Origin of the sequence: Aestuariimicrobium sp. T2.26MG-19.2B (assembly GCF_950101875.1) — a bacterium.
Classification (GTDB): domain Bacteria; phylum Actinomycetota; class Actinomycetes; order Propionibacteriales; family Propionibacteriaceae; genus Aestuariimicrobium; species Aestuariimicrobium kwangyangense.
Genome location: NZ_CATNLW010000001.1, coordinates 525375 through 538739, shown reverse-complemented (window position 1 = coordinate 538739; position 13365 = coordinate 525375). Strand labels below are relative to the sequence as shown.

Annotated in this window: 11 protein-coding genes; 6 read left to right on the top strand and 5 right to left on the bottom strand. The window is 69.6% G+C overall.

Annotated features, from left to right (window positions below; all coding sequences use genetic code 11):
* Positions 1–32: 32 nt before the first annotated feature.
* On the bottom strand, positions 33–920 hold the full coding sequence (locus QQZ11_RS02535; RefSeq protein ID WP_284548510.1) for a hypothetical protein: 888 nt from the start codon (positions 918–920) through the stop codon (positions 33–35).
* A 119-nt stretch (positions 921–1039) separates the two neighbouring features.
* On the opposite strand from QQZ11_RS02535, the gene nagB reads away from it, so the two are divergent.
* Positions 1040–1831: a glucosamine-6-phosphate deaminase gene (nagB, locus tag QQZ11_RS02530; protein ID WP_022909447.1), complete on the top strand. Its 792-nt coding sequence runs from the start codon at positions 1040–1042 to the stop codon at positions 1829–1831.
* Between the two features lie 75 nt (positions 1832–1906).
* On the opposite strand, the gene QQZ11_RS02525 is transcribed toward nagB, so the two are convergent.
* Positions 1907–3298: an MFS transporter gene (locus QQZ11_RS02525; protein WP_284548509.1), complete on the bottom strand. Its 1392-nt coding sequence runs from the start codon at positions 3296–3298 to the stop codon at positions 1907–1909.
* Between the two features lie 231 nt (positions 3299–3529).
* Between QQZ11_RS02525 and QQZ11_RS02520 the strand changes: the two genes are divergently transcribed.
* On the top strand, positions 3530–3913 hold the full coding sequence (locus QQZ11_RS02520) for a cold-shock protein (RefSeq protein WP_022909449.1): 384 nt from the start codon (positions 3530–3532) through the stop codon (positions 3911–3913).
* Positions 3914–3921: 8 nt separating this feature from the next.
* Positions 3922–4740, top strand: a complete 819-nt coding sequence (locus QQZ11_RS02515; RefSeq protein ID WP_446698828.1) for a DUF3027 domain-containing protein — start codon at positions 3922–3924, stop codon at positions 4738–4740.
* On the opposite strand, the gene QQZ11_RS02510 is transcribed toward QQZ11_RS02515, so the two are convergent.
* Entirely contained in the window at positions 4722–5024 is a 303-nt protein-coding gene (locus tag QQZ11_RS02510; protein ID WP_284548508.1) for a DUF2530 domain-containing protein, read from the bottom strand. The two genes, QQZ11_RS02515 and QQZ11_RS02510, sit on opposite strands and share 19 nt — an antisense overlap.
* Positions 5025–5226: 202 nt before the next feature.
* Between QQZ11_RS02510 and QQZ11_RS02505 the strand changes: the two genes are divergently transcribed.
* The gene (locus QQZ11_RS02505; RefSeq protein ID WP_284550136.1) at positions 5227–6624 is read left to right on the top strand and encodes an NCS2 family permease; all 1398 of its coding nucleotides are present in this window, start codon (positions 5227–5229) and stop codon (positions 6622–6624) included.
* Positions 6625–6892: 268 nt separating this feature from the next.
* Complete coding sequence (locus tag QQZ11_RS02500; RefSeq protein WP_284548507.1) at positions 6893–10294, top strand: pyruvate carboxylase; 3402 nt, start codon at positions 6893–6895, stop codon at positions 10292–10294.
* A 22-nt stretch (positions 10295–10316) separates the two neighbouring features.
* Here the strand turns inward: QQZ11_RS02500 and QQZ11_RS02495 are convergent, their stop codons facing one another.
* The gene (locus tag QQZ11_RS02495) at positions 10317–10997 is read right to left on the bottom strand and encodes a hypothetical protein (protein ID WP_284548506.1); all 681 of its coding nucleotides are present in this window, start codon (positions 10995–10997) and stop codon (positions 10317–10319) included.
* A 126-nt stretch (positions 10998–11123) separates the two neighbouring features.
* On the opposite strand from QQZ11_RS02495, the gene QQZ11_RS02490 reads away from it, so the two are divergent.
* Entirely contained in the window at positions 11124–12179 is a 1056-nt protein-coding gene (locus QQZ11_RS02490; RefSeq protein WP_284548505.1) for a hypothetical protein, read from the top strand.
* A gap of 40 nt (positions 12180–12219) precedes the next feature.
* On the opposite strand, the gene serC is transcribed toward QQZ11_RS02490, so the two are convergent.
* Positions 12220–13335, bottom strand: a complete 1116-nt coding sequence (serC, locus tag QQZ11_RS02485) for a phosphoserine transaminase (RefSeq protein WP_284548503.1) — start codon at positions 13333–13335, stop codon at positions 12220–12222.
* Positions 13336–13365: the final 30 nt, after the last annotated feature.

Below are 13365 nucleotides of genomic sequence, written 5' to 3'. Positions count from 1 at the left end.
CCTCGGAGCGGTGGCGCTCGCGGGCGGGGTCGTCAGGTCCTGGCCTTCCCGAGGTACTTCCAGACGACGTAGAGGTCAGCACCCAGCACCACGAAGCAGGCGAACTGCGCCCATTCGAAGACCGCGTCGATGGTGTCCCGGTCACCGGGAACCAGCAGCCCCAGCACCAGCGCGGCCGCCGCGCCGATCGCCCCGACCCGCACCAGGGTCTGCTTGGCCACCGGCGCCATCGCCGAGAGCGCGACCGCCGACAGCAGCAGCACGAACGAGAGCGGACGAATCAGCATGCCGGCGAGCAGCACGATCACCAGGGCGTAGCCGGCGGTCCTCACCACGGTCATCAGCCCGTTGCCCGCAGCGGGCGGTCGGGACTGGGGTTCCCATTGCAGCGGGAGCGGTCCTGGTGTGGGGTACGAGCCGGAGGGGGAGAACTGGCCGGTGGCGGCCGATGGGCCGTTCGTCGGGAACTGCTGGCTGACAGCGTTCCCGGGAGGGGGGTACTGGGTGGTCGGGTCAGGCGGGGCCCAGGCCTGCCCCGGCGTGCCTGAGGACACGTGGGGCGAAGATCCCGACAGCGGCCCGAAGTTGTGGCTGGTGACCATCGGCTGGGTCGGGTCCCAGGCCCGGTCGGTCCTCCCGGGCGCAGCATGGGCCGATCCCCAGGCCGACCCCTCGTGGATGCTCATGCCCGAGCCGAACGGCAGGTGCGGGTCACGCTTGGGTGCGCTGGAGGGAACCAAGGCATCGAGCGGTGGGGTGGGGGCCGGAGCGGGCTCGAACGCCTCCGGCCCCTGGGCGGGCAGGCCGTCCGCCAGGTGTGGGGGCTCCGGGGCGACGCTCAGCGGAGGGGTGCGCGGGGTAGCGAACCCGTCGGGGCGCTCCCGGGGCGCATATTCCGCGCCGTCTCGCCAGTCAGCCATGTCGAAGAGTCTAGTGGGGGCAGCGTTCATCGTCCCTGCGCGCTTGCCCTGCCGGGGAGGCACCCGTGGCGGGCCCACTGCCATGCTGGGTCGCGTCAAGCTCGCCCTGAGGAGGTGCGATGGAAGTCATCATCTGTGCCGACGCCGACGTGGTGGCGCGTACCGCCACGGGACGGATCGTGGGAGCGCTGGCGAAGCGTCCCCAGCCGGTACTGGGACTGGCCACGGGCAGCTCCCCGTTGCGGATCTACGACCAGTTGGCGGCGCTGAACCGCGCGGGACGGATCGATCTGTCCGGCACCAGGGCCTTCGCGCTGGACGAGTACGTGGGCCTGCCGCCCTCGCACCCACAGAGCTACGCCGAGACCATCCGCACCACGGTGACGGTGCCCTGTGGGATGAACCCCGACCTGGTGCACGTGCCCGACGGCATGGCCACCGACATCGAAGCCGCCTGTCAGCGGTACGAGGACGAGATCGTCGCCGCCGGGGGCATCGACGTGCAGATCCTCGGGATCGGCTCCAACGGACACATCGGCTTCAACGAGCCCACCTCGTCGCTGCAGTCACGGACCCGCATCAAGACCCTCACGGCCCGCACCCGGCAGGACAACGAGCGCTTCTTCAGCCATGACGTGAAGGTGCCGACCCACTGCGTCACCCAGGGACTGGGCACCATCATGGACGCGCGCCGTCTGGTGCTCGTGGCCACCGGCACCAAGAAGGCCGACGCCATCGCCGCCGCTGTCGAGGGACCGGTGACCAGCATGTGCCCGGCCTCGGTGATGCAATTCCACCGCAATGCGGTGGTGGTGGTCGACGAGGCGGCCGCGTCCAAGCTCACCTTCGACGGCTACTACCGCGACATCTTCGAGCACCTGCCCGAGTGGCAGCAGGTTCCCGGGCTCTGACCAGCCCGCGCTGAACAACCCCCCACTGATCGGCCCCCCGATGGGGACCGGTCCGGCGACTGCGGCCCTCCGGCCTCAGGCGGGTGGTTCGTGGTCGGTCACCTTCGGCAACGGACGAAGCGGTGCCCGCTCGGCCCGCTCGACCGTCTGCCCGGCCCGTTCGACCGCGACCGAGGCGTCACGCAGTGCCATCCGGACGAACCGGGGCACCTCCGGATCCTGGATCCGCAGCCCCCGCCGGCTGACCCGCACCGTCTGACCGGTGAATCGTCCGATGGCGAGCGACGACAGGACGGTGCCCACGGCGAGCAGTCCTGCCAGCACCAACTGGGCCAGGCGCGGACCGACGCCGTCGACCAGCAGGCCCACCAGGGGCTGCGACAGGCTCATGCCGCCGAAGGCGATCAACAGGTACAGGCCCATCACCCGGCCGCGGGCCGCCGGGTCGACGCTCATCTGCACCAGGGCATTGCTGAGCAACTGGAAGCAGGTGATGGTCACCGAGTGCACCACGATCACCGCGGCATAGAGCAGGGGTGAGGGAGCGACGGCGCCGATCGCGAGGAAGCAGGCTGAGATCCACAGCAGGCCGACCAAATGGCGCAGTCGTGCCTTGCCACGGGTTCGTCCCGCGAGCAGGGAACCGACGATGCAGCCGGCGGCCATCACGGAGTTGAACACCGAGTACCCGGGGATGCCGCTGTGGAACACCTCGTTCGCCATCCCGGCGAAGACCAGGGGCATCGCCAGGGCCAGCAGGGAGACGCTGGCCAGCAGCACCATCGTCCAACCGATCTCGGTGGTCTCGCGCATGGTGCGCAGGCCCTCGCGCAGCGTGATCCGCTCGTCCTCGCGCGGTACGGGATCCGCGGTCGGCGCCCGAAACAGCAGCACAGCGGTGATGCAGCAACCCAGACCGTTCATCCAGAACGCGAAGCCCGGGCCGATCGCCGCCACCATGGCGGCCGACATCGGCGGACTCCAGAAGCCGGCGGCCTGGAAGGCGATGGAGTTCATCGACAGGCCTTGTGCGATGTGTCGTCCCGACAACTGCACGATCATCGACGAGCGGGCCGGTTGTTCGACCACCGCGGACAGGCCCGTGATCGTGGCGGCGGCGTAGATGTGCCAGGGCTCGACCAGGTGGAGCAGGGCCAGGGTGCCGACCGCGAAGGCCCCGGCCGCCTGCATCAGTTGGGCGCCGGCGATCAGCCCGCGCACGTTGAACTTGTCGGCGAGCACCCCACCCCACAGGCCGAACAGCAGGATCGGGCCGAACTGGAGGGCGGCAGCCGTACCGACGGCCGTGACGTCACCGGTCAGCTTCAACAGCAGCCAGTCCTGGGCGATGCGGGCGATCCAGTAGCCGGTTGCCCCCTGCAGCATGGCTGTCAGGTAGCGAGCGAAACCCGGTTCGCCGAGGGCGCCGCGACGAAAGAGGGGAAGGGTGGGGACAGCAGTGGTCATGAGGCACACAGAGGGGGGAGGAAGCGGTCCCGACGTCGCCTGGTGGCGCGGGCTGACACCAGACTAGAACCCCTGCGGGGATGACGTGAACGGGTGCTCACTTTGAGGCGTGCACGGTTCGCAGGGCGCTCAACGGCGGTGCGCACAATCGGGTGGGCGAGGTCAACGGCTGCGGGGTAGGATGAGCGTTCAGTTGACCGCCGGGGGACCGGCCAGAGCAGGAGTTTCGACGTGGCCATCGGCAAGGTGCGCTTCTACGACGCCGAGAAGGGTTTCGGCTTCATCACCAAGGACGAGGGCGGCGACGTCCACTTCCGCAGCAGTGTGCTGCCCTCGGGGGTGACCATCGTGAAGCCGGGGCAGAAGGTCGAGGTGTCGGTCGCCGAGGGGCGCCGAGGTGAGCAGGCCCTGTCCTTGCGCCTGATCGATGCACCGCCGTCGCTGTCGAAGCAGCAGCGCAAGAAGCCCGAGGACCTCGCTCGTCTCACCGAAGACCTGATCAAGCTGCTCGACGGCTTGGGGAACGGCTACCGTCACGGTCGCCACCCCGACGCCAAGGCAGCCGCCAAGACCGCCGCGTTGCTGCGGGCGGTCGCCGACGAACTGGAGCTGTGAGCGTGTCCGTGACCCCTGTCGCCACCCGAACCCCGGCAGCGCGTTCCGCTGCCTCCAAGTCCGCCAAGCCGAAGCTGGACGCGGTCGCCGCGGCCGCCATCGAGGTGGCTCGGGTCGCCGCCGAGGAGGAAGCAGGGGACTTCGGCGTCGGGGAGCACCTGGGTGTCGTGGCCGACGGTGAGCGGGTGGTGACGCACCTGTTCGAGTGCACCCACGCTGCCTACCGGACGTGGCGGTGGGCGGTCACCGTGGTGCGTGCCTCCCGGGCACGCGTGGCCACCGTCAACGAGGTGGTGCTGCTGCCGACCGCCGACTCGCACCGCGCCCCCGCGTGGGTGCCGTGGGGCGATCGGATCCTCGCCGGTGACGTCGTGCCCGGCATGCTTCTTCCGACCCCTGACAACGACCCCCGCCTGGAGCCCGGTTTCACCGGCGGTGAGCAGGCAGCCGATGCCGACCCGGTCGAGTGGTCGATCACCCGTTCGGTGGTGGCCGAACTCGGACTGGGCCGCGAACGGGTGCTGACGTCGTTCGGTCGTGACCTGGCGGCCGAGCGGTGGCTGTCGGGCGACGCCGGAGCCGACAACCAGTTGAGTCGTCAGGCCCCCGCTGAGTGCGTCAGCTGCGGCTACCTCGTCCGCCTGCAGGGTGGGCTCGGAACCATGTTCGGTGTCTGCACCAACGAGTTCTCCCCCTCGGACGCCCACGTCGTCTCGATGGACCACGGCTGTGGCGGCCACTCCTCCGTCGTCGCCGAGGAGCGGGGGGTCGAACTCCCGCTGCCCATGTTCGACACCGTGACGATCGATCAGTCCCTGTTCGACTGATCCAGCGCGAGCCGGCGGGCGCGTCGACGTGTCCACCACAGTCCGACCAGACCGATCACGGTTCCCGCGAGGGCCACACCCAGCCACCAGCCTCGTCCGACCTCGTCCAGTCGGTTCCTCAGCGCGAACAACACCACCGTCGCCACCGCGAAGGCGAGCGTGCCCGCGCGGAAGGCGCCGACCCCACTGTCGTCGACCGGCTCGATCGGGGCCTGGACGAGGCCCCGGGGGCGCTGCCGGGCCGTGGGAACCTCGGAGTTCGGGGGAGCGGACGAGTTCGACATGCGTCCGAGTTTACGAACGGCGGAGCCCCGCCTCTACCATGCGTGCATGGTCACCAACTCCCCCAAGGCCGCGCGTCGGCCCGACAGCCACACAACTGACGTCCGACAAGGCCGTGGAGCACTCGATCGGTGGTTCCAGATCACCCGTCGTGGGTCGACCACCGCCACCGAGGTGCGCGGCGGTCTGGTGACCTTCTTCACCATGGCCTACATCCTCGCCCTGAACCCCCTGATCATCGGCACGGCCGCCGACCGGAATGGCAACCTGATCAACGGTGCCCCCAAGTTCCTGGACGCCGCGAAGTCGCAGCTCAATGACGCCGCGCTGACCGAGTCGAAACTGATGGTGGCGGCGGCGACCGCGCTGATCGCGGGACTGCTGACCATCCTGATGGGTGTCTGGGGACGGTTCCCCCTGGCGCTGGCCACGGGTCTGGGACTGAACGCCCTGCTGGCCTACAGCATCGCCCCGCAGATGACCTGGCCGCAGGCGATGGGACTGGTGGTGTGGGAGGGAATCCTGATCACCCTGCTGGTGCTCACCGGCATTCGCAAGGCGATCTTCACCGCCGTGCCCCCCAGCTTGCGTGCGGCCATCTCGGTCGGGATCGGACTGTTCATCACCCTCGTCGGTCTGGCTGACTCCGGGCTGGTCCGACAGGGCAACCCACTGGTGCAACTGGGGGTCAACGGCACCTTGCAGGGCTGGCCGATCGCCGTCGCGGTGTTCGCCTTCCTGTTGCTGGTGCTGCTGCACGTTCGCAAGGTGAAGGGCGCCATGCTGATCGCCATCGCGGCCGCCTCGGTGGTGGCGCTCGTGCTCGAGGCCGCTTTCAAGGTGGGACCCCGCATCGGTGAGAACGTGACCGGCTGGTCGCTCAACGTCCCGAAGCTCCCCTCCGGGTCTGACTTCGTCAGCCCCAACCTCGGGCTGATCGGGCGGGTCGACCTGCTCGGAGGCTTCCTCAAGGCCGACGGCAGCTTCTCGATCGGCGTCTTCCTCGGCGTGCTGCTGCTGGTCTTCTCGCTGCTGCTGGCCGACTTCTTCGACACCGTCGGCACCGTCGTGGCCGTCGGTTCCGAGGCGGGCCTGCTCGCCAAGGACGGGAACCCGCCGCACCTGCAGGAGATCCTGATGGTCGACTCGATCGCGGCCATGGCTGGTGGCCTCGGCTCCGTGTCGTCCAACACCTCCTACATCGAGTCGACCGCCGGTGTCGGCGAGGGTGCCCGCACCGGTCTGGCCTCAGTGGTCACCGGTCTGGCCTTCCTGGTGGCGATCTTCCTCGCCCCGATCGTGAACATGATCCCCTCCGAGGCAGCCGGGCCGGTGCTGGTCTTCGTGGGGTTCCTGATGATCGGGCAGGTGCTGCAGGTCAAGTGGGACGAGGCCGAGGAGGGCATCCCCGCCTTCCTGACCATCGTGCTGATGCCCTTCACCTACTCGATCACCGCCGGTATCGGTGCCGGGGTGATCTTCTGGGCCGCCATCAAGGCGATCAAGGGCAAGGCCAAGCTCGTCCACCCGCTGCTGTGGGCAGTCGTCGTGCTCTTCGTCATCTACTTCGCCCAGGGCCTGCTCTCGAGCCTGCTCAGCTGAGGCCAGTCGCGCCGACCGGCACCGGCGTGACGACCCCTCATCCACTGCCACCGGGGCACCAGGATCACCACGCGGGCTCGACCAACCTTCGGTTTCCGGGGTTGGTCGAGCCCGCGTGGTGATCCTGGCGGGGTGACCGCTCGTCCCGGCACGAGGAGGAGCCGCCGTCAGGCGCCGCGGGAGGGCGTTCCAGGGCCCTCGATGAGCCGTGATCCGGCGCCGTGAGAAGCCTCCGGGGGCCTCTGGTGCCTTCTGTATTGTCAGCAGCATGTTCTCCAAGGTTCTGGTCGCCAACCGTGGCGAGATCGCAGTCCGTGCATTCCGCGCCGCCTACGAGCTCGGCCTCAAGACGGTCGCCGTCTTCCCCCTCGAAGACCGCAACGCCGAGCACCGCATCAAGGCGGACGAGGCCTACCAGATCGGCGAGCCCGGCCACCCGGTGCGCGCCTACCTCGACATCGACGAGATGATCCGGGCCGCCAAGGAGGCGGGGGCTGACGCCATCTACCCCGGTTACGGCTTCCTCTCCGAGAATCCCGGCCTGGCCGAGGCATGCGCCCAGAACGACATCATCTTCGTCGGCCCCCCGGCCGATGTGCTCGAGCTCGCCGGCAACAAGGTGCGCGCCCTCAAGGCCGCCCGCAAGGCGGGAATCCCCGTGCTCGCCTCCTGTGAGCCCTCGACCGACGTCGAGGAGCTCAGCCGCGCCGCCGACGAGATCGGTTTCCCCGTCTTCGTGAAGGCGGTCGCCGGCGGTGGCGGACGAGGGATGCGCCGGGTCGATCGTCCCGAAGACCTGCGGGAGTCGTTGGGTGCTGCCATGCGCGAGGCCGAGTCGGCCTTCGGCGATGCCACCGTGTTCATCGAGCAGGCCGTCGCTCGTCCGCGTCACATCGAGGTGCAGATCCTCGCTGACCAGCACGGCAACGTCATGCACCTGTTCGAGCGGGACTGCTCGATCCAGCGGCGCCACCAGAAGGTGATCGAGATCGCCCCCGCTCCTCACATCTCGGACGAGCTGCGCGCTGCCCTGACCCGTGACGCCGTGGCCTTCGCCGAGTCGATCAACTACTCCTGCGCCGGCACCGTCGAGTTCCTCGTCGAGACCGAGGGCGAGCGCGCCGGACGCCACGTGTTCATCGAGATGAACCCTCGCATCCAGGTCGAGCACACCGTCACCGAGGAGATCACCGACGTCGACCTCGTGCAGGCGCAGATGCGGATCGCCTCGGGCGAGACCCTGGCCGACCTGGGCCTCAGTCAGGACAGCGTCGCCATCCGCGGCACCGCCATGCAGTGCCGGATCACCACCGAGGACCCCGCCAACGGGTTCCGTCCCGACACGGGCATGATCACCACCTACCGTTCCGCCTCCGGCGCCGGTATTCGCCTGGACGGCGGCACCGTCGGCACGGGCGTCGAGATCTCGGGCCATTTCGACTCCATGCTGGTCAAGATGACCGCTCGTGGGCGCGACTTCCAGATGGCCTGCGCGCGCGCCCGCCGGGCCCTGGCGGAGTTCCGCATCCGTGGCGTCAGCACCAACATCCCGTTCCTGCGGGCAGTGCTGGACGACCCCGACTTCCAGGCCGGCGACATCTCCACCAACTTCATCGACGAACGCCCCTACCTGCTCACGGCGCGCACCCCCGCCGACCGTGGGACGAAGATGATGAGGTGGCTGGCGGACGTGACCGTCAACCGTCCCAACGGTGAGGCCCTCACCAGCCTCGACCCGTCGGCGAAGCTGCCCCAGGTCTCCCTCAAGGACGCCCCGGTGGACGGGTCGCGCCAACGCCTGCTCGAGCTCGGCCCCGCCGGGTTCGCGAAGTGGCTGCGCGAGTCCGACCACGTCGAGGTCACCGACACCACCTTCCGCGACGCCCACCAGTCGCTGCTGGCGACCCGGGTACGCACCCGCGACCTCACCTCGGTCGCCCCCTACATCGCCAAGATGCTGCCCGAGTTGCTGAGCGTGGAGTGCTGGGGCGGGGCCACCTACGACGTGGCCCTGCGCTTCCTCGGCGAGGACCCCTGGGAGAGGCTGGCGCAGTTGCGGGCCGACCTGCCCAACCAGGCGCTGCAGATGCTGCTGCGCGGACGCAACACCGTCGGCTACACCCCTTACCCCACGGAGGTGACCCGCGCCTTCGTCGCCGAGGCGGCGGACACCGGGGTCGACATCTTCCGCATCTTCGACGCCCTCAACGACGTCGAGCAGATGCGTCCTGCCATCGACGCCGTGCTCGAGACCGGTACCACCGTGGCCGAGGTGGCCCTGTGCTACACCTCCGACCTGTCGGACCCCGACGAGAAGATCTACACGCTGGACTTCTACCTTCGTCTCGCCGAGAAGATCGTCGAGGCGGGCGCCCACGTGCTGGCCATCAAGGACATGGCGGGACTGCTTCGTCCGCCGGCCGCCTTCACGCTGGTGACGGCACTGCGCGAGCGGTTCGACCTGCCCGTGCACCTGCACACCCACGACACTGCCGGTGGCCAGCTGGCCACCCTGCTGCGTGCCGTCGATGCCGGTGTCGACGCGGTCGACGTCGCCTCGGCGCCGATGGCCGGCACCACCTCTCAGCCACCTGCGTCGGCGCTGGTGATGGCCCTGCAGCACGGCAAGCGGCAGACCCGCCTCAACCCCAAGGCGGTGGCCGACCTCGAGCCGTACTGGGAGGCCGTCCGCCGGGTGTACGCACCCTTCGAGTCGGGGCTGCCCAGCCCGACCGGTCGTGTGTACACCCACGAGATCCCCGGCGGCCAGCTGTCGAACCTTCGCCAGCAGGCGAAGGCACTGGGGCTGGGCGACCGGTTCGAGCAGATCGAGTCGATGTACGCGGCGGCTGACAAGATCCTCGGACGACCCACCAAGGTCACTCCCTCGTCGAAGGTCGTCGGGGACCTCGCCCTGCACCTGGTCGCGGTCAACGCCGACCCGCAGGAGTTCGAGGCCGACCCGCAGAAGTTCGACATCCCCGATTCGGTGATCGGCTTCCTCAGCGGCGAGCTCGGCACTCCTGCCGGTGGCTGGCCCGAGCCGTTCCGCTCGAAGGCGCTGGCCGGACGCAAGACCCCGGTCCGCCAGACCGAGGTCGACGCGGACGACCTGGCCAAGCTCGCCATCCCCGGACGCACGCGGCAGGAGACGCTCAACCGTCTGCTGTTCCCCGGTCCCACCCGGGAGTTCGAGGAGTACCGCGAGACCTACGGTGACCTCTCGGCGGTGCCGACCATTCCGTACCTCTACGGGCTGAAGCCCGACACCGAGCACGTCATCACCCTGTCGCAGGGAGTGTCGCTGATCGCCAGTCTCGAGGCGATCGGTGAGGTGGACAAGCGAGGCAAGCGCACGGTGATGTGCCTGCTCAACGGGCAACTTCGTCCGGTGCGGGTGCGCGACCTCTCCGTGAAGCCGGAGGTGGCCGCTGCCGAGCGCGCCGAATCGTCCAACCCCGGTCACGTGGCCGCCCCGTTCGCCGGGGCCGTCACCGTGCAGGTCGAGGAGGGCGAGAAGGTCGTCGTCGGGCAGTCGGTTGCGACCATCGAGGCCATGAAGATGGAGGCCTCGATCACCGCGCCGATCGCGGGTGTGGTGCAGCGGCTCGCGGTGCAGGGGACGCGTCAGAGCGAAGGTGGCGACCTGCTGCTGGTGATCCGTCCCTGAGCCCCGCCCGCATGGTCAGCGCTCAGCTGCCGAGCTGCTCACGTGGGGTCTCCCACCAGACCAGGAACAGGTCGGGGCCGGGGCGTCCGGCTCCCCGGGCCTGCTCGGCCAGTCCCGGGAAGAGTGACAGGAAGGCGTGCAGGCTGCGCGCCCGGGCGAGGTTCTCCTCGCCCTCGACCCGGTCGAGCACCGCTCCCAACTCGCCAGCAGTGGCGGTGACGTGCCCCGACTTCGAGTAGCCGATCCGCATGCCGTTCGCGGCTCGCAAAGGCAGTTGCGGATCGTCCGCCATCAACTTGCGCAGCCCGAATCGGCTGGGCAGACCGGCCTTGGTGAGGGCGAAGTCGAGGTCATCCAGCTGTCGGGAACCCAGGTCGGCGTGCCAGGTCTGCCAGTCGAGCGCATCGACCCACGCGTCGACCACCTTCCACGACACCTCGAGCCGGTCGGGGGCGACGTAGTGGCCACGGATCAGGGTCTCCCAGTCCGAGGGCAGCGGCGTGCCATCGGGCACGACCGGCCCGGGGTTGGACCGGAACATCGGTCCGAGCTTGCCCAACAGGCCTCGGGGGCGCTGCTCCGCGGCTGGCACCCGGAACGTGTCGGAGGCGATCGCGCGCAGCCGGCCGGCCAGTTCGGCGTCGGCGCCGAACATGTCGCGCACCTCGTGGATCGACAACGCGTGCATCCGCAACTCGCCCATGGGCCAACGGTAACCAATGGGTGCGGGCTTTACTCTGGTCAGCGTGAACCCACGCTCCCGCCGCCTGATCGTCACCAGTGTGCTGGTCGTGCTGGTGATCATCGTGGTCGTGGGAGCATTGCTGTCATGACTGTTGCCGGTCGCCACCACGGACGACGCCCCGATCGTCGGCTCACCACCCGGGTCACGCGTCGACTGGTCCACGCCGCGGTCGCGGGGGCCCTGCTCGCCTCGTCCCAGGTGATGGGCGTGCTGCCGGCGGGTGCCGACGACGGCGTGCTGAAGCTTGAGGGAACCCCCGCGCTGACCGGTCTGGCCGGGGACGCCGAGCGGTCGGTGTTCTGGATGGTCAGCAACCCCACGGCCAACGAGGTCACAGCCGTCGGCGAGACGGGTGCCACGGTGAGCACGGTCAGTTGGCCCGCGCCCAAGGTGACCGACGTGCAGGCGCTGGCCTGGCGTGACGGTGTGCTCTACGTGGGCGACATCGGTGACCGCGAGGCCACCCGCAGCTCGATCCAGGTGCTGCGCATCGCCGAGCCACGTGGTGGGTCACGCAATCCCCAGGTGTTCACCCTCACCTACCCCGACGGGGCGCACGACGCGGCGGCCCTGCTGGTGAGCCCGAAGGGCAATCTCTACGTGGTCACGAGGGGCCAGGGCCCGGGCATCTACCGACCTGCCCAACAGCCCACCGCCGGGACGACGGTCGCGCTGCGACGGGTGGGGAGCGCGCCGGCTGACGTCTCGGACGGAACCTTCACCGCCGACGGCCAGCAGATGGCGTTGCGCAGTCCGCTCGGGGTCACCCTCGTCAACGCCTACACGTTCGCGACCGTGGCCCGGGGTCCGATCGAGGGCTGGCCCGCTGGGGAGTCGATCACCACCGGCATCGCCGGGGCACCGCTGATGGTCGGGGACACGGGGAGCCCCAGCACGGTCGTGCCGATGAGCCTGCCGACCGGCATCTCCACTGCCACCCCGCCAGCCCCGACGCCCACCCCGTCGGCCTCGGCCACCCCCTCGTCCGGCAGCAGCCAGTCGCCGCAGCCCAGTGTGCAGCCGACCAAGGCGCCCAGCATCTGGCAGAGCCAGACCAGCGGCACGGTGCTCGCCATCGGGATCGCCCTGGTGGTCGCGATCCTCGCCGGCGCCGTCACCCTGATCGGGCGTCGCCGCTGACCTTCGGACGACCCCGCCCGGCTCCCGGGGTGCGCCGCTGTCAGGCCTCGAGGTCTGGTTGTTCCAGCAGCCAGTCGATGCACCGGGTGAGCTGGGCGACGTCCTCGGGATCGATCGAGGTGAAGCAGGCGATCCTCAACTGGTTGCGACCCAACTTGCGGTACGGCTCGACGTCCACGATGCCGTTCGCCCTCAACTGCCTGGCCAGTGCGGCCGCGTCGACCTCGTCGGAGAAGTCGATCGTGCACACCACCTGGCTGCGGAGGGCGGGGTCGGTCACGAAGGGCGTCGCCAACTCATGACCCTCGGCCCACTCGTAGACCGTCTGGGACGATGCCCGGGTGCGGCCGGCCGCGAACGACATGCCGCCCTGGTCGAGCATCCAGCGCAACTGCTGGTCGAGCAGGAAGAGCGTGCCCAGCGCCGGGGTGTTGAGCGTCTGGTCGGCGGCCGAGTTGGTGGCCGCCACCGTGAGGTTGAGCGTGTCGGGCACCCAACGCTCGGCGGTGATCCGCGCGGAGCGTTCCAGCGCTGCTGGTGAGCAGAAGGCCAGCCAGAGACCGCCGTCGGAGGAGTAGTTCTTCTGCGGTGCGAAGTAGTAGACGTCGGTCTGCGAGAGGTCAGCCTCCATGCCGCCCGCCGCTGACGTGGCGTCCACCACCACGAGGGCACCCTCGGTGCCGTTGGGGCGGACGACCGGGGCCGCGGCCCCCGTGGAGGTCTCGTTCTGGGCCCAGGCGTACACGTCCGCGTCCGTGGCCGTGGGCAGGGCGATGGATCCCGGCTCGGCCTCGCTGATGGCCGGGGATGCCAGGAAGGGAGCCCGTGCCGAGGCGGTGGCGAACTTGCGACTGAACTCCCCGTAGACACCATGGGCACTGCGCTGGTCGATCAGCGAGCTGACCGCCGCGTCCCAGAAGAGGGTGGAGCCCCCGTTCCCGAGCACCACCTCGTAGCCCTCGGGGGCACCATGCAGGGCGGCCAGTTGTTCCTTGATCCGCCGCACGAGGGATTTCACTGGGGCCTGCCGGTGGCTGGTGCCCATCAGGTCGCTGGCCCGTCCCAGGGCCTCGAGAGCCTCGCGCCGGATCTTGGTCGGACCGCTGCCGAACCGTCCGTCGGCGGGCAGCAGGTGGGCGGGCAGTCGCAGGGTCATGGGCCGATTGTGTCAAAGCCGCCGCTGGCG